Genomic DNA, 17,022 nt, shown 5'->3' on the forward strand with positions numbered 1-17,022 from the left:
TGTTCCCACACAGTTAAGCATTGCAATGAGGCTTTTCCACCGCACCGGAATGCTCCGGATTGCGCTCGCTGCGCATTGCAGAAAGGCCGGAAAAAGGGCGGCTTCTGGCGATTGACACGGTCCCGCCGCAGCATAGAATGTTGCCCACGTGCCGCCCGCAAAGGCGGCCGTTTTGTTTTCCGAAGCTGGCCGTTGCTGCGCTGGCGTCAATGCGCGCGGCAATTGTCGGCCTCAAACCGGCAGTGAACGCCATGACCAACGCCTCGTCGCATCTGCTCCCCGTCTTCGCCAGGGTCGATCTCGGCTTCGAGCGCGGTGAGGGCGCCTGGCTGATCGCAACCAATGGCGACCGTTACCTCGATTTCACCTCGGGGGTTGCGGTGAACGCGCTCGGGCATGCGCATCCGCATCTGGTCAAGGCGCTGCAGGAACAGGCGACCAAGCTCTGGCATATGTCGAACCTGTTCAAGAGCCCGGACGGCGAGATGCTCGCCGCGCGGCTCTGCGAGCAGAGCTTTGCCGACTTCGTGTTCTTCTGCAATTCCGGTGCGGAAGCGATGGAGGGCGTGATCAAGCTGGTCCGCCATCATCACTTCTCCAAGGGGCATGGCGAGCGCTACCGCATCATCACCTTCGAAGGTGCGTTCCATGGCCGCACGCTGGGCACGCTGGCTGCGACCGGCTCGGCGAAATATCTCGAGGGCTTCGGCCCGCCGATGGACGGCTTCGACCAGGTGCCGCATGGCGACATCGAAGCGGTGAAGAAGGCGATCGGCCCGCACACCGCCGGCATCCTGATCGAGCCGGTGCAGGGCGAGGGCGGCGTGCGCGGCGCGCCGCAGGCGTTCTTCAAGGCGCTGCGCGCGCTGTGCGACGAGCATGGCCTGTTGCTCGCATTCGACGAGGTGCAGACCGGCATGGGCCGCACCGGCGACCTGTTCGCCTACAAGCGCACGGGTGTGACGCCGGACGTGATGTCGTTGGCCAAGGCGCTCGGCGGTGGATTCCCGATCGGCGCGGTGCTGGCGACCGCGCAGGCCGCGGCCGGCATGGCGCCGGGTTCGCACGGCTCGACCTTCGGCGGCAATCCGCTCGCTGTCGCCGCCGCCAATGCCGTGCTCGACGTCATGCTCAAGCCCGGCTTCTTCGAGCACGTGCAGAAGATGTCGCTGCTGCTCAAGCAGAAGCTCGCCTCCGTCGTCGACCGCTATCCCGGCGTGTTGTCGGAGGTGCGCGGCGAGGGCCTGTTGATCGGCGTCAAGGCTGTGGTGCCGTCGGGCGATTTGATCGCCGCGTTGCGCCACGAGAAGCTGCTCACCGTCGGCGCCGGCGACAACGTGGTGCGGTTCCTCGCCCCCCTGATCGTGACCGAGGCCGAGATCGATCAGTCGATCACCTCGCTCGAGCGCGCCTGCGCGACATTATCGGCGGCGCAGCCGAGGAAGGCCGGATAATGAGCAAGCCGGTCCGTCACTTCCTCGACATCAACGAGCTTCCGCTCGGCGAGTTGCGCAACATGCTCTCCGCCGGAGCCGCCATGAAGGCGAAGCTGAAGGCGCATGAGAAGGCCAGGAAGCCGCTCGAGGGCAAGACGCTGGCGATGATCTTCGAGCGTCCGTCGACCCGCACCAGGGTGTCGTTCGACGTCGGCATGCGCCAGCTCGGCGGTGAATCCATCATGCTGACCGGCGCCGAGATGCAGCTCGGCCGCGGCGAGACCATCGCCGACACCGCGCGCGTGCTGTCGCGCTACGTCGATGCGATCATGATCCGCATCCTCAACCATGACGCGCTGCTCGAACTCGCGGCGCACGCCACCGTGCCCGTAATCAACGGCCTGACCCGGCGTTCGCATCCCTGCCAGGTGATGGCCGACCTCATGACCTATGAGGAAAATCGCGGCTCGATCGCGGGCAAGACCGTGGCCTGGACCGGCGACGACAACAATGTGCTGGCCTCCTGGGCGCACGCCGCCGAGCGGTTCAAGTTCCAGCTCAATGTCGCGACCCCGCCGGAGCTTTCGCCGAAGAAGCCGATGCGCGACTGGATCAAGGCGACCGGCGCGCCGATCGTGCTCGGCACCGACCCGGAAGCCGCCGTGCGCGGCGCCGACTGCGTCGTCACCGACACCTGGGTGTCGATGGGCGACAAGGAGGGCGAGCACCGCCACAACGTGCTGCAGCCCTATCAGGTCAATGCCAAGCTGATGTCGCTCGCCAAGCCGGATGCGCTGTTCATGCACTGCCTGCCCGCGCATCGCGGCGAGGAGGTCACCGACGAGGTGATCGACGGGCCGCAATCCGTGGTGTTCGACGAGGCGGAAAACCGTCTGCATGCGCAGAAGGGCATTCTGGCCTGGTGCTTTAACGAAGTCGCGTAGGGCCGCTTCAACGCTGTCGTCCCTGCGAAAGCAGGGACCCATACGCCGCGGCCCGTGGAAAGGCGCAAGGGGAGACGCCTTGTGTCGCAACAAAACCCTGTGGTTATGGGTCCCTGCTTTCGCAGGGACGACGCATCTCTGGTTTAGTGAACCCCTTTATTTCACGGTCCGAGACCCCAGATAGAGCGCCATGGTTTCACAATCCCCCGACATCAAAATCACGACCGAGGCGCCAGTCCGCGCGCCGTCAGCGGTTCCTGTCGACGATGCCGTGCTGGCCTTCGAGGTCGGCGCGCTGGACCTGCGCGGCCGGCTGACCCGGCTCGGCCCCGCGCTCGACGAGATCCTGCACAAGCACGACTATCCGCCGGCAGTCGGCAAGCTGCTCGGCGAAGCCATCGTGCTGACCACGCTGCTCGGCTCGTCGGTCAAGTTCGAGGGCCGCTTCATCCTGCAGACCCGGACCGAAGGTCCGGTCTCGCTCCTGATCGTCGACTTCCAGGCGCCCGACCGGCTGCGCGCCTATGCGCGCTACGACGCGGCGCAGCTCAAGCCGGGGCAGAGCTCGGGCGAGCTGCTCGGCAAGGGTCACCTTGCGATGACGATCGACCAGGGCTCGAACACCAGCCGCTACCAGGGCCTGGTCGCGCTCGATGGTGGCGGCCTGGAAGAGGCGGCTCACGAATATTTCCTGCGCTCGGAGCAGATCCCGACGCGGGTGCGGCTTGCGGTCGGCGAGGAGATGCGCGGCGGCGAAGGCGGCAAGCTGCACTGGCGCGCCGGCGGCATCCTGCTGCAATTCCTGCCCAAGGCGCCGGAGCGCGCCAAGCAGGCGGATCTGCATCCAGGCGATGCGCCCGAGGGTACGGCCACGCACAGCGTTCCTGACGACGACGCCTGGGTCGAGGGACAGTCGCTGATCTCGACCGTCGAGGACGTCGAGCTGATCGATCCCGATCTGTCCGGCGAGCGGCTGTTGTACCGCCTGTTCCACGAACGCGGCGTCCGCGTTTTCAATCCGCAACCGCTGCGCGCGCAGTGCTCCTGCTCGCGCGATGCCGTGTCATCGATGCTGAAGAGTTTTGCGCCGAACGATCGCGCCGAGATGGTCAAGGACGGCAAGGTCGTCGTGACCTGCGAGTTCTGCTCGTCGGTCTACGAGTTCACGCCGCAGGAAGCGGGCGTGGAGTAAGGGCGCGTTTCCGCACGCAGGCTTGTCCGGCGGGTCGCCGCCGGACGGCGCCGCCCAATCCGCTGGCAGGAGCCAAACTTTGCAATGCAGCTGGACCACGCGCCAGCTCTACCCGGATGTGTGAGAGGCAATGCGCGCAAGATTCGCGCGAATGTCACTGAATGTCTTTCTCGCCTGTTCGAATTCGGCGCGCATATCGGCCTGCAATGCCGCGCTCCGCGCAAACTGATCCCGGCAGTTGTCGAGTAACTGGATCGTTTTCAGTCTCACCGGCCTGTTTTTCGCAGCCGCAGGCACCAGCACTTCGCAAAACGGCACCAGCATCAAGACGCTTCGCTGCTCATCGGTGATCTCGAAACTGTCCGTTGCGGGATCTTGCCGTGAGCGCAACTTTTCGATGGAGATGTCCAGGATGGCCTGACAGGTATCGAAATAGGCTGCCTCAAGCGACGGAAACTCCGTTCCAGTTTCATCTAACGTGACGTTGCCGTGTGAGGTCAGATTGAAAAAGAATCTAGGCATTCAGCCCTCCTTCCCCCCGTCAGGTTGTTTGAGTCCGCTTAGGTATTGGATGTCGAACTCCGCGATCTCATGAAGACCAGCTTTGTCCCTGATCGTGAGCCGGTTCCGGCTCAGCTCGATCAAGTTCCGATTGCGCAAGAATTGCAGGGTTCGGTTCACATGGACGGTCGAAAGTCCGAGGATGTCGGCGAGTTCATGCTGCGTAAGCGGGAGATCGAAGACACCCTGAGCGTTTTGATTGCCAGCTTGCAGGCGGTAAGACACCTCGCACAGCAAATGCGCCAATCTGACCGAGGCGGAGCGTCGTCCAAGCCAGACCATCCACTCCTGTTGGATCGCCGCTTGCGCAGCTGTCTCCCACCACAATGCGCGCGCGATGGTAGGTCGTTCGGAAACCAGTTGATTTAGCTTCTCGATCGGAATCGGTAACGAGGTCGCTGGAGTGAGCGCGGAGATTGCCGTGCGGGAACGAGGAAACATGAGCTCGCCCGGATTCAGCGCTTCGCCTGCGACGAAGATCGCGACGATCTGTTGGCTTCCGTCTTCCAGCGTTCTGAGAGCGCGAGCCATTCCGCTGCAAAGAATCACCAATGATGTGGTCTTCTGGCCCTCCTCGATCAGATGATCGCCCTTGGCTACGTGTCGCGGCGGTGAAGCGGCAGCCAGGAGGGCCCGTTGGTCGGATGGCGATAGCTCCAGCCGCCCAGCCAGCTTGCTCAGAAGTGCTGGAGGACCCTGCGGCATCGATGATCTGTCTCTTGTGTCATACATAGTGAGCTAACCGATCGGAGGTTGCCGACACCATTCCGTAAATCTCGAGAAACTCCTTTTCGCATTCGGAGCACGCGCTATTCGGCGAAACGCGCGGCTATCTCGTCGGTGCGGTTGATCGAATCACGGATGACCTTTGCCTCCTGTTCGAACTCACGCACCCTGCTGGCCCAGGATTTGGCCATCTGCGTTCGACCACCGAGACTCGCCTCGCTCGCGAGCTTCCTGGCCAGCGCAATACGTTCGTCGAGTGTCCGCAACGCGCTGCCGAGCGCCCGCCGCAGATTGTCGTCGAGGGCAAGGCTCATCAGCTCAGCCGTGTAGGCGTGGCCGACGTGGCAGCGATATCGAACCAGCTCGCCTTCGTCGATTTCCCACATGACGCCGTGGCAATCGGGGCAGGCAAGCACCGATCGCCGGCCGATGCGATCCATTTCGCTCATGCTGGCTTGTCCGCCACTTGCGACGCTGACTTCATATTCGATGGCTCCTGTGACCGGTACCGGTTGGCCCGCAGGTTGCCGCACCAGCTTCTCGAACAGCGCCGGCATACTCGCGAGACTGACCACATGATTGGGTTGCGAACGCATCAAGGCGGTGGTCGGCATTTCCGGAAAGGCGGCGTCGCCTGGGTCCTGCACCACCGTGATGCCGCCGAATTGCTTGAGCGCCGACAGGCCGGCCGCGCCGTCGCCCAGCGTACCGGTGAGGACGGCACCGACGGACCGGGGCGCGCAGCACAGGGCCGCGGAACGGAACAACGGATCAAGCGCCGGCCGGGCGTTGTTCTCGCGTGGCCCCCATCCCAACCGCAACTGGCCGCTTTCCACCAGGAGATGGCGCTCAGGCGGCGCGATATAGATCCGGCTTCTTTCGAGCTTCTCGCCATCCACGGCGAAGCTCGCCGGCAGCGGACCCGCCTGGGTCAGGATCGCATCAAGGGTCGAGCGGAATTGGCTCGGCAGATGGATCACCACGAGAACGGCAGCCGGGAAATCAGGTGAGAACTCACCGGCAAGAAAGCGCAGCGCTTCGAACCCGCCGGCGGAGGTGCCTATCGCAAGGATGTCGCGGTTTGCCATGAAGTGCTCCATGGCCCCAAGGAGGGAACCCCAGCATGGCTCGTTGGTTCCGAAATCAACCCAAATAGAAATTCATCGCGCGAAACTCGTGATAACATTATCAAAAATCCCGACTCGACCGAAAATGTAAGTGAGACTGCCTAATGGCCGATACCAGCGACGAGGAACGGGACGAAACGAGTGAGCCGAACCTCGCCAAGACGGTCGTCGTCGGGATTGGTGCCTCCGCCGGCGGCGTCCACGCATTGCAGCAACTGTTTGCCGCATTACCCGAGAAAACCGGCGCCGCCTTCGTCGTGGTGGTGCATCTCGACCCCGATCTGCGCAGCGAGATGTCGAACATCCTGGCCGCGCGCACCCATATGCCCGTCCTTCAGGTCGGAGAACCGATCCCGCTCAAGGCGGACCATGTCTACGTGATCCCGCCCGACCGGCGGCTGCACATCACCAACGACGAAATCGCCACCGCAGAATTCGACGAGCCGCGCGGCAAGCGGGCCCCCATCGACCTGTTCTTCCGCTCGCTGGCGGAGCAGCACGGGGATGGTTGCGCGGTCATCCTGACCGGCGCCGGGTCCGATGGCTCGGTCGGCGTCAGGGCGGTCAAGGAATCGGGCGGCATCATCCTGGTGCAGGACCCCAACGAGGCCGAATTCCCCTCGATGCCGCGCAGCGCAATCGCAACCGGCATCGCGGATTTCGTTCTACCGATAGGCGAAATCGCGCAACGTCTGATCGAACTGGTGCGGGAAAAAAACCATGACGGACCGGGCGGCGGGCTGCGCGGCCTGGACGCGGACCTGCTGCGGCGCATTCTCGCCCATGTCCGCGTTCGCACCGGGCACGATTTCTCCAAATACAAGCGGGCGACCATCCTGCGCAGGATTGCGCGGCGCATGCAGGTCACGCGGGCGGATAGCCCTAAGGACTATTACGACGTGCTGCGTGACAATACCGATGAAGCACAGGCGCTGTTGGGTGACCTGCTGATTTCGGTAACGTCGTTTTTCCGTGACAAGGAAGCGTTCCGGACTCTTGAGCTGCAGGTCATCCCGCAGCTGTTCAACGGCAAGCTGAGCGATCGTTCGATCCGTGTCTGGGTCCCCGGATGTGCCACCGGCGAGGAGGCGTATTCGATCGCAATGCTGCTGCTGGAGCAGGCCTCGCGGCAGGACATCCGGCCTACCATCCAGGTGTTCGGCTCGGATATTGACGCCCGGGCGCTCGCCATCGCCCGAGAGGGCATCTATCCGGCGGCGATCGAGACGGACGTCAGCGAGGATCGCTTGCGGCGTTTCTTTGTCAGGGACGGAGATCAATATCGCGTCCGCCAGGAACTGCGCGATTTGGTGCTGTTCGCCAGTCACAGCCTGCTCAAGGATCCCCCTTTCTCGCGGCTCGATCTCATCGCCTGCCGCAACCTCCTGATCTACCTGGATCGCGAATTGCAGGAGCTGGCGTGCAACACGTTCCATTATGCCCTCAATCCGGATGGATTTCTCATGCTGGGCACGTCGGAAAGCGCCGACCATCCGCCCGGCCAGTTCCGCACGTTCGACCGCAAGGCGCGCATCTATCAGTCCTCGGCCAGCCCGGGCGAACTGCGTCTGCTGCCGCGCCTGCTCGGCAGCGTTGGCCTGATTCACGAGCAGGCCGCGCATCCGATCAGGCCGCCAAGCACGACGTCGTTGCTCAATGAGGCTGCGGCGCACCGCCAGGCACTGGAAAAGCTCGCGCCACCGAGCATACTGGTCGATCAGGCGCATCGCGTGCTGCACATGTCCGACAATGCGGGGCGATTCCTGCAACCGTCCGGCGGACCGCTGAGCGGCAATATCGTCGATCTGGTGCGGCCGGAACTGCGGTTCGAGCTGAGGTCGGCGCTCAACCGGGTATTCGAAACCTCGCAGCCCTGGCTCAGCCTGCCGATCCCCGTCCGCTTCAACGGCGCGCCACACCGGGTGCTGATGCATGTGAAGCCACTCGACGACCACGACGATCACGGGGCCGGCAGCGCCGTGGTGTTGTTCATCGAGGGCGATCGGGTCGACCACGCCATCGAAGGGGCCATCTCGGCGAACGATGCCTCCAAGGAAATCGTCGCCCGGTTGCGCGAGGAGCTTCAGCAGACCCAGTCGCGGCTGCGGACGACCCGGGAGGAATCCGACGCCGCCAACGAGGAATTGCGCGCGGCCAACGAAGAGCTGCAATCCATCAACGAGGAATATCGTTCAACCTCCGAGGAGCTGGAGACCAGCAAGGAAGAGCTGCAATCGATCAATGAAGAATTGCAGACCGTGAACAGCGAGCTCAAGCTGAAGCTTGAGGCCGTGTCGCGCGCGCACAGCGATCTCCAGAATCTGATGGCGGCGACCGATTTCGGGATACTGTTCCTCGACTCGAGCCTGCGCATCAAGCGTTTCACGCAGCAGGTGACCGACCTGTTCAGCATCACGCCGAGCGACGAAGGCCGCCCGATTGCGGATTTCGCGCATCGACTGGAGTACCAGAACCTTGTCAGCGACGCGCATGCGGTGCTCGCCAATCTCTCCCCGATCAAGCATGAAATCCGCAGTCGCAACGGGCGTTGGTACGACGTTCGCCTGCGCCCCTATCGAACGGTCGACGACAAGATCGACGGGATCGTCCTCACCTTCGTCGACATGACGGACCGCCGTCATATCGAAGATGCGCTCAGGATCAGCGAACGCCAGCTCCGGCAGCAGACGCAACTTGTCGAGCTTTCGCGCGATCCGATATTCATCTGGGACTATGACGGCGGCATCCTCGAGTGGAATCGTGGAAGCGAGCAGCTCTACGGCTATAGCCGCGACGAGGCGGTTGGAAAACGAAAGAACCAGCTGTTGGGCACGATGGTGCCCGGAGGATCATTCGCCGAGTTGCGGAGCAAGTTGCTCGATGAAGGCAACTGGACTGGCGAACTTCAACACAAGACCAAGAATGGCCGGGAACTGACCGTTGAAAGCCGCATCATCCTCGAGACGATTGACGGGCGACGGCTCGCCCTCGAAAGCACGCGCGATGTGAGCGAACGCAAGGCGTGGGAAGAGCAGCAGAAATTATTGCTGCGCGAACTGACGCACCGGGTCAAGAATACCCTGACGGTCGTGCAGTCGATCGCGCATCAGACCCGGCGCTTCAGCAAATCCTACGATGAATTCACCGAGAGGTTGGATGGCCGCCTTACGGCATTGGCCAGGGCCCATTCGCTGCTGGTGGATTCCGACTGGAAGGGGGCCGATCTCGCGACACTGGCGCGCAGACAACTTGAGCCCTACACCTCCGGCAACAGCGAACGGATCAAGGTCAAGGGTGGATCGATCTTCTTGCCTCCCGATCTGGCAACGCCATTCGGCCTGGTTTTCCACGAGCTGGCAACCAATGCGGCCAAATATGGTTCATTCTCGCAACAGGCCGGTACCGTGGATCTGAGCTGGACATTGCGCACCCAGGGCGATCAATCGCATCTGACGGTTATCTGGCGCGAAAGTGGCGGTCCCGCCGTCAAGCAACCGGAGACGGCCGGCTTTGGCAGCGAGCTCATTGAAAGGGCGATCCCAAATGCGGTGGTTCGCCGCGAATTCGGCTCCGACGGAACGGTCTGTACGATCGAGCTGCCGATTCCGAAGGCCGGCCTGGACGACCACGAGCGCCTCGGATGAGCAGAATACGCAGGTCTGCTGCCACGCCGGGCAAAACAGGATCATTGGCGGCCGCGGCCTAGTTCAGCACCCTCTTCCCGTCCGGGCTCGGGCTGTCCAGCGAGAACGTCGGCACGTCGATCTCGAACCGCTCGCCGGCTTCGGTGACCATCTGGTAGCTGCCGGTCATGAAGCCGGAGGCGGTCGGCAGCGGCACGCCGCTGGTGTATTCGAAGCGTTCGCCGGGCGCGAGCACCGGCTGCTCGCCGACCACGCCCTCGCCACGCACCTCCTGGCGGCGGCCGGTGGCGTCGGTGATGATCCAGTGCCGCGTCCGCAGCTGCACCGTTTCCGGGCCGGAATTGACGATCACGATCCTGTACGACCAGAAATACTCGCGCCGGTCGACCGACGAGCGCTCGGGCATGAAGTTCGGCTCGACGGTGACTTCGATCTGGCGGGTAATGGCGCGGTACATACGGCTCAATCCGATGGTCCTGGTGCGTGATCTGATTTCGACCGGATCACGCTCAATCAGGGTGCCATCATAGCCAATTGGTCAGCCGGAACCAATCGCCTGCCGGGCTGTGAAAACCCGGCCCCGTGGACGGTCCGTTCATCGCGGTTTCAACATAGTTCCGCTCTAAAGCGCGGCCGCATGTCGCCGCACTCTGCGCTTTGTCGGCAAGTCGCGGACCGATATTATCTTTTCAGCACGGCATGCGGGCGTCCGCAGCTGACACGGTGTTTGATGAGCTCGATTGCCGATCCCATAGCCGGTTCGCCGGTGGCTGACGCCAAAGCCGAGGCGAAGGTTGCAGCGGCGGCGCCCGCGATCACGCTGCCGGCGACCGGCGAGCGTGAGCTGCGGCTCGATCTGTTCCGCGGGCTCGCGCTGTGGCTGATCTTCATCGATCATCTGCCGACCAATCTTTTGACCTGGCTGACGATCCGCAATTACGGCTTCTCCGACGCCACCGAGATCTTCATCTTCATCTCCGGCTACACCGCGGCCTTTGTCTATGGCCGCGCGATGCTGGAGGGCGGCTTCGTGATCGCGACCGCGCGCATCCTGCGCCGGGTCTGGCAGATCTATGTCGCGCACGTCTTCCTGTTCACGATCTTCCTCGCCGAGATCTCCTATGTCGCGACCTCGTTCGAGAACCCGCTCTATTCCGAAGAGATGGGGATCATGGACTTCCTCAAGCAGCCTGACGTCACCATCGTGCAGGCGCTGCTGCTGCGCTTCCGCCCGGTCAACATGGACGTGCTGCCGCTTTACATCGTCTTGATGCTGTTCTTGCCGCTGATCCTGTGGCTGATGAAATGGAAGCCCGACGTCACGCTCGGCCTGTCGGTCTTGCTCTACGCGCTGACCTGGCAGTTCGATCTCTATCTGTCGGCCTATCCGAACGGCTTCTGGGCGTTCAATCCGTTCGCCTGGCAATTGCTGTTCGTGTTCGGCGCCTGGTGCGCACTCGGCGGCGCGCGGCGGATGTCGCGCATCCTGTCGTCGAACATCACGATGTGGATCTGCATCGCCTATCTCGTCGCGGCGTTCTTCGTGACCCTGACCTGGTATGTGCCGCAGCTCGGCCACATCATGCCGAAGGTGATCGAGCAGTGGATGTATCCGATCAACAAGACCGACCTCGACGTGCTGCGGTTCGCGCATTTCCTGGCGCTCGCAGCCCTCACCGTGCGCTTCCTGCCCCGGGATTGGCCGGGGTTGAAATCGCGCTGGCTGCGACCATTGATCCTGTGTGGCCAGCATTCGCTTGAGATATTCTGTCTCGGGGTTTTCCTCGCCTTTGCCGGTCACTTCGTGCTGGCCGAAGTCTCCGGCGGTGCAGCATTGCACGCCTTGATCAGCGTCTGCGGCATCCTCATCATGTGGGGCATGGCGTGGATTATTTCGTGGTACAAGCACTCCGCCGACAAAGGCGCCTCGAAAAAAGGTGCCACCGGCAACGCCGATCTGGCGGGAGGGGGAGCATGAAGTCCGCGCGGACGATGCTGGGCCTGATGTTGCTGGCCGCCACTTTGGCGGCGGCGCCCGCGCGCGCCGGCGACACCCCCGAGCCCGCACCACCGGCACCGCCTTGCGACGTGCCCGCCTATCTCCTGGCGAGCGAGAGCTCGCTGCCGAAGGTTACCGATGCGGTGAAGGCCAATCAGCCGCTCAACGTGCTGGTGGTGGGCAGCCGCTCCTCGACCATCCCCGGCAACGAGGCGAGTGCCTATCCGGCCACGCTGCAGGCGGCGCTGAAAGAGGCGTTTCCGGCGGCAACCATCGATTTATCCGTAGAATTACAGGCAAAAAGCACCGCCGAAGAGACCGCGGGAGCCCTTGTTAAGCTTGTTGAGGCAAAAAAGCCTACTTTGGTTATCTGGCAGACCGGAACGGTCGATGCTATGCGAGCGGTCGATCCCGACGACTTCCGTACCGCCATCAACGAAGGCGTTGTTGCGCTGCGGGGCGCCGGGGCAGACGTGGTGCTGGTCAATCTGCAATACAGCCCGCGCACGGAGACGATGATCTCTGCACCGCCATATCTCGACAATATCAAGGTGGTGGCGCAGCAGCACGACGTTCCGCTGTTCGACCGGTTCGCGATCATGAAGCAATGGAGCGACGCCGGATATTTTGACCTGTTCAGCACCGCGCATGGTGTCGACCTGGCCAAGAAGGTTCATGCCTGTCTCGGCCGCGCACTGGCGAAATTCGTGATTGATGCGGCCCATCTGGGCTCGGTGCAGCAGAATTAGAGGAAGCAGAGTTGATGCGTTTCGCGTTCCCTTTTTGCCTTGCCGCAGGGCCGAGCCTGCGCGCCGCGGCCGTGCTCGCGCTGCTCGCGCCGCTGTCGGTCGCGCCGTCGCGTGCGCAGACCGGCCAGGCCGACCAGCATGCGGCGCTGTCATCGGGTGCCGCGACAAAATCCGACGCCGCACGGCCTGATGCAGGCAAGCCCGCCGCGATGGCGGCCGACACCGCCAATCAACAACAGCCCGGCATTGCCTCCCAGGCGCTCGACAAGGTCAAGCAGGTGGCGAGGTCGGCCTCCGACATCTTCCACCGCGTGCCCTGTCATCAGCCGACCGGCGTGCCCAATACCACCGGCTCGCTGCCGCATGTCGCGGCCAAGCTCGCCGCCGGCAAGCCGGTCGTCATCATCGCGTTCGGCTCGTCCTCGACCCAGGGCTATGGTTCGTCGGCGCCGGAATTCACCTATCCGAACCGGCTCGCCGCGCAGCTGCGCCGGCAATATCCGTCCGCCGACATCACCGTGCTCAACCGTGGCAAGGGCGGCGAGGACGCGCCGGAAATGATGAAGCGGCTGCAGACCGAAGTGATCGACATGCATCCGGACATGGTGATCTGGCAGGTCGGCACCAACGCGGTGCTGCGCAACCTCGATCCCGTCGAGACCGCCAAGCAGGTCGAGGACGGCGTGGCGCGCATCCAGGCCGACGGCGCCGACCTCGTGCTGGTCGATCCGCAATATTCGCCGCGCGTCACCGAACGTCCGGAAAGCGCGCGGGGCATGGTGAAGCTGCTCGGCCGCATCGCCGCGCTGCGCCATGTCGGCATCTTCCCGCGCTTCGAGGTGATGCGCGACTGGCACGAGAAGCAGGCGATCCCGATCAACGATTTCGTCATCGCCGACGGCCTGCACATGAACGATTGGGGCTATGCCTGCTTCGCCCAGTTGCTCGGCGACGACATCATCCGCTCGGTCGGCGCGATCAAGATCGGCGTCAACGTCCCGTCGGATGTGCGGACCTACCGGCCGATGTGATCGGCCGGTCTCCTCTCCCGGTAATCTTATCTGTCACCGTCACCCTGAGGAGGCCGCGTAGCGGCCGTCTCGAAGGGTCGACGGCCCGGCTGGTGGCCGTGCATCCTTCGAGACGCGCGGAGCCTGTCATCGGGCCGCGCTTCGCGCGGACCCGTTGGCGCTCCTCAGGATGACGGGTCTGACGCCGTTGCGCCCGATGGTTTCGGCGACATCGCATCGACCCAGCTTGACCTCGCCGCGGTAATCCGCTCCCTTGGCGCCTGCTACCAAGCCTCAAGGGAAACGCTCATGTCTTTCGTGCTGGCCATCGATCAGGGCACCACATCGTCACGCGCCATGGTGTTTCGCGGCGACATCTCCATCGCCGCGGTCGCGCAGCAGGAGTTTCCGCAGCATTTCCCGGCCTCCGGTTGGGTCGAGCACGAGCCGGAGGACATCTGGACCTCGACCGTGATGGTGTGCCGCGAGGCGCTGGAGAAGGCCTCCCTGAAGGCGAAGGACATCGCCGCGATCGGCATCACCAACCAGCGCGAGACCACCGTGGTCTGGGACCGTGCCACCGGCCAGGCCGTGCACCGCGCCATCGTCTGGCAGGACCGCCGCACCGCCGACATCTGCGCCAGGCTCAAGGCCGAAGGCCATGAGCCCGCGATCTCGGCCAAGACCGGCCTGATCATCGATCCCTATTTCTCCGGCACCAAAGTCGCCTGGATCCTCGATCACGTGCCGGGCGCGCGCGAGCGCGCCGAGCGTGGCGAGCTGCTGTTCGGCACCGTCGACTGTTATCTCTTGTGGCGGCTCACCGGCGGGAGAGTGCACGCGACCGATGCCACCAACGCCTCGCGCACGCTGCTGTTCAACATCCACACCGGCGCCTGGGACGACGACCTCATCAACCTCCTGCGTGTGCCGCGCTCGATGCTGCCCGAGGTGAAGGATTCCTCCGCCCGGTTCGGCGAGAGCACGGCTGATCTGTTCGGCGGCCCGATCGCGATCTCGGGGATTGCCGGCGACCAGCAGGCCGCGACCATCGGCCAGGCCTGCTTCGAGCCCGGCATGATGAAGTCGACCTATGGCACCGGCTGCTTCGCGCTGCTCAACACCGGCACCACGCCGGTCGCCTCGAAGAACAAGCTGCTCACCACCATAGCCTACCAGCTCGGCGGCCAGCGCACCTATGCGCTCGAAGGCTCGATCTTCGTTGCCGGCTCTGCGGTGCAGTGGCTGCGCGACGGGCTCGGCATCATCAAGCATGCCGCCGAGACCGGGCCGCTCGCTGACAAGTCCGACAGCATGCAGAGCGTCTACCTGGTGCCGGCTTTCGTCGGCATGGGCGCGCCATACTGGAATCCGCGCGTACGCGGCGCGCTGTTCGGCTTGACCCGCAACACCGGCCCGGCCGAGCTCGCGCACGCGACCCTGGAGAGCGTCTGCTACCAGACCTTCGATCTGTGGGCAGCGATGCGCACCGACTGGCCGGAGGCCAATGCCGCCAACACCGTGCTGCGCGTCGACGGCGGCATGACCGCATCCGACTGGACCATGCAGCGGCTCGCCGATCTGCTCAACGCGCCGGTCGACCGCCCAATGATCCAGGAGACCACGGCGTTAGGGGCGGCCTATCTCGCCGGCCTCGATGCCGGCGTCTATCCGGAGCCGGCAAAATTCGCCGACAATTGGCGGCTCGAGCATCGCTTCCGGCCGGCAATGAGCGAGGCGACGCGCGAGCGCAAGCTCGCCGGCTGGGCCCGCGCCGTGAAGGGCGTGCTGGCGAGCGACGAGGGGGAGTGAGGGGATCGGTCGCGCGGCAAACTCCACCGTCGTCCCTGCGAAAGCAGGGACGACACCGGATGTGTGGTGGGCGCCGCGCGCTCTCTATCTCTCGTGATTCGGCAAAACACCGACTGACAAATCGGTAACGTTGTTACGCGGCGTTGCATTGCATCTGCGCAGTGACATGTCGATATTTCCGTACGGTAACGTGGAAACAAAGGTCGTTTAATGCTGCTGCCCGACGGTTACTCCGACATCCCTCACGGCAAGATCGCCGCCGTCGTCACACATCTGGAAATGACCGCGCGCCCGCCCATGCGCGACGATCCGCCCGGCGCGTGGCGGCTGCGCAAGGTCGATCCACCGGCGCTCGACTGGTACCGCGATCTCTACCTCCGCGTCGGCGAGCAATGGCTGTGGTTCACCCGCACCGGGCTCGATGACGCCGATCTTGCGTCGCGGATTCACGCGCCCGGCGTCGAGCTCTACGGGCTGGTCGCGGATGGCCGTGATGAAGGCCTGCTCGAACTCGATTTCAGCGTAGCAGGCGAATGCCAGCTGCTCTATTTCGGCGTCACCGCAAAGTTCATCGGCACCGGCGCCGCGCGCTTCCTGATGAATCGCGCACTCGAGATCGCCTGGTCGCGCGACGTCGGCCGCGTCTGGGTGCACACCTGCACCTTCGATCATCCCTCCGCGGTCGCGTTCTACCAGCGCTCCGGCTTCCGCGCGTTCAAGCGGCAGATCGAGGTGGCCGATGATCCGAGGCTCAACGGCAAACTGCCGCGCGATGTGGCGAGGCATGTGCCGGTGATTGCATAGCTCGTCATGCAGATCGGATCATGATCCGGTTGCAATGCAGCGCAGCCCATCTACGATGGTGCAAAGCGCAACCTTTGTCCTCGGCTTGGCCGCCACACTTCGAAAGCCTGGTTTCGAAGCGCGGTCGGCCGCGGCATGACCGACGAGATGACAGATGTTTTTGATCGGCCAGTACGACTCGCCCTTTGTCCGCCGCACCGCGATCGCGCTGCGGTTCTATGGATTGCCGTTCGAGCACAAGCCGTGGTCGACCTTCAGCGATGCGGAGAAGGTTGCGGCCTATAATCCGGTGCAGCGGGTGCCGACGCTGGTGCTCGATGACGGCGAGGCGCTGATCGAGAGCGGCGCGATCCTGGATTATCTCGACGAGCTGGTCGGGCCGGAGCGCGCGATGCTGGCGCGTTCGGGCATCGAGCGGCGACGGCACCTGCGCATCATGGCGCTGGCGACCGGGCTCGCCGACAAGGCGGTGAGCCTGGTTTACGAACGTGTGCTGCGCAAGGAACAGCTCAAGCTGTGGGTCGAGCGTTGCGAGGGACAGATCTCCCGCGTGCTCGCGGTGCTGGAGCAGGAGCGGGCGTCGGTAGCATTGCCATATTGGCTCGGCGATCGCATCGGCCATGCCGACATCGCGGTGGCCTGCGCGCTGCGCTTCACCGGCGAGGCGCATCCGCATCTGTTCGATGCGCGCTATCCGGCGCTGCAAGCGCACGCCGCGCGCTGCGAGGCGCTGCCGCCGTTCCAGGATATCGTGCAGCCGCTGGCGCCGCCGAAGGGGTAGGGGGACGGCTCCATCTACTCGTCATTCCGGGGCTCGCCAAGGCGAGAACCCGGAATCCATCGGGCCGCATGATGCTTGGAGGAATGGATTCCGGGCTCTCGCTTCGCGAGCCCCGGAATGACGAAGAAATGCCGTGCTGCAAACTCAGTGTCGTCCTGGCGAAGGCCAGGACCCATTACCCCAAATCTCAATTGTTGCGCGACGCTGGGGCCGCCGTCCCGTTCGCCACTGCATGCG

The 17,022-nt window shown here is 63.9% G+C and carries 15 protein-coding genes; 10 read left to right on the top strand and 5 right to left on the bottom strand.

What is annotated here, in order from left to right; genetic code table 11:
* Positions 1-13 precede the first annotated feature (13 nt).
* The gene (locus QDT69_RS35880; RefSeq protein WP_279711180.1) at positions 14-253 is read right to left on the bottom strand and encodes a hypothetical protein; all 240 of its coding nucleotides are present in this window, start codon (positions 251-253) and stop codon (positions 14-16) included.
* On the opposite strand from QDT69_RS35880, the gene QDT69_RS35885 reads away from it, so the two are divergent.
* The 3 genes from QDT69_RS35885 (at position 252) to QDT69_RS35895 (ending at position 3,572) form a co-directional block, all read left to right on the top strand.
* Positions 252-1,454, top strand: a complete 1,203-nt coding sequence (locus QDT69_RS35885; RefSeq protein ID WP_279711181.1) for an aspartate aminotransferase family protein — start codon at positions 252-254, stop codon at positions 1,452-1,454. The genes QDT69_RS35880 and QDT69_RS35885 overlap by 2 nt on opposite strands.
* On the top strand, positions 1,454-2,380 hold the full coding sequence (gene argF, locus QDT69_RS35890; RefSeq protein ID WP_095731199.1) for an ornithine carbamoyltransferase: 927 nt from the start codon (positions 1,454-1,456) through the stop codon (positions 2,378-2,380). Before QDT69_RS35885 ends, argF begins: the two co-directional genes overlap by 1 nt.
* A 190-nt stretch (positions 2,381-2,570) precedes the next feature.
* Positions 2,571-3,572, top strand: a complete 1,002-nt coding sequence (locus tag QDT69_RS35895) for an Hsp33 family molecular chaperone (RefSeq protein ID WP_279711182.1) — start codon at positions 2,571-2,573, stop codon at positions 3,570-3,572.
* 108 nt (positions 3,573-3,680) lie between these two features.
* Here the strand turns inward: QDT69_RS35895 and QDT69_RS35900 are convergent, their stop codons facing one another.
* The 3 genes from QDT69_RS35900 to QDT69_RS35910 all read right to left on the bottom strand — a co-directional run bounded on the left by QDT69_RS35900 (position 3,681) and on the right by QDT69_RS35910 (position 5,947).
* Entirely contained in the window at positions 3,681-4,094 is a 414-nt protein-coding gene (locus tag QDT69_RS35900; protein WP_279711183.1) for a hypothetical protein, read from the bottom strand.
* Positions 4,095-4,838 (bottom strand): Crp/Fnr family transcriptional regulator, encoded by a 744-nt coding sequence (locus QDT69_RS35905; protein ID WP_279711184.1) that lies wholly within the window; start codon positions 4,836-4,838, stop codon positions 4,095-4,097.
* A 104-nt stretch (positions 4,839-4,942) separates the two neighbouring features.
* A complete protein-coding gene (locus QDT69_RS35910; protein WP_279711186.1) occupies positions 4,943-5,947 on the bottom strand; it encodes a chemotaxis protein CheB in 1,005 nt (334 codons plus the stop codon).
* A 143-nt stretch (positions 5,948-6,090) separates the two neighbouring features.
* Here QDT69_RS35910 and QDT69_RS35915 point away from each other — a divergent pair, with 143 nt between their 5' ends.
* On the top strand, positions 6,091-9,630 hold the full coding sequence (locus QDT69_RS35915; RefSeq protein ID WP_279711187.1) for a chemotaxis protein CheB: 3,540 nt from the start codon (positions 6,091-6,093) through the stop codon (positions 9,628-9,630).
* 58 nt (positions 9,631-9,688) lie between these two features.
* On the opposite strand, the gene apaG is transcribed toward QDT69_RS35915, so the two are convergent.
* Entirely contained in the window at positions 9,689-10,087 is a 399-nt protein-coding gene (apaG, locus tag QDT69_RS35920; RefSeq protein ID WP_279711188.1) for a Co2+/Mg2+ efflux protein ApaG, read from the bottom strand.
* 273 nt (positions 10,088-10,360) lie between these two features.
* On the opposite strand from apaG, the gene QDT69_RS35925 reads away from it, so the two are divergent.
* The 6 genes from QDT69_RS35925 to QDT69_RS35950 all read left to right on the top strand — a co-directional run bounded on the left by QDT69_RS35925 (position 10,361) and on the right by QDT69_RS35950 (position 16,785).
* Positions 10,361-11,608: an OpgC domain-containing protein gene (locus QDT69_RS35925; protein WP_074131133.1), complete on the top strand. Its 1,248-nt coding sequence runs from the start codon at positions 10,361-10,363 to the stop codon at positions 11,606-11,608.
* Positions 11,605-12,378 carry an SGNH/GDSL hydrolase family protein gene (locus QDT69_RS35930; RefSeq protein WP_279711190.1) on the top strand — a complete coding sequence of 258 codons (774 nt, stop codon included), beginning with the start codon at positions 11,605-11,607 and terminating at the stop codon, positions 12,376-12,378. Before QDT69_RS35925 ends, QDT69_RS35930 begins: the two co-directional genes overlap by 4 nt.
* Before the next feature lie 14 nt (positions 12,379-12,392).
* Positions 12,393-13,409 (top strand): SGNH/GDSL hydrolase family protein, encoded by a 1,017-nt coding sequence (locus QDT69_RS35935; protein ID WP_279711191.1) that lies wholly within the window; start codon positions 12,393-12,395, stop codon positions 13,407-13,409.
* Positions 13,410-13,697: 288 nt separating this feature from the next.
* Positions 13,698-15,200, top strand: a complete 1,503-nt coding sequence (gene glpK, locus QDT69_RS35940) for a glycerol kinase GlpK (protein ID WP_279711192.1) — start codon at positions 13,698-13,700, stop codon at positions 15,198-15,200.
* A 210-nt stretch (positions 15,201-15,410) separates the two neighbouring features.
* On the top strand, positions 15,411-16,004 hold the full coding sequence (locus QDT69_RS35945) for a GNAT family N-acetyltransferase (protein ID WP_279711193.1): 594 nt from the start codon (positions 15,411-15,413) through the stop codon (positions 16,002-16,004).
* Positions 16,005-16,158: 154 nt separating this feature from the next.
* Entirely contained in the window at positions 16,159-16,785 is a 627-nt protein-coding gene (locus QDT69_RS35950; RefSeq protein ID WP_279711194.1) for a glutathione S-transferase family protein, read from the top strand.
* Positions 16,786-17,022 lie beyond the last annotated feature (237 nt).

This window comes from Bradyrhizobium sp. CER78, assembly GCF_029846235.1.
Lineage (GTDB): Bacteria > Pseudomonadota > Alphaproteobacteria > Rhizobiales > Xanthobacteraceae > Bradyrhizobium.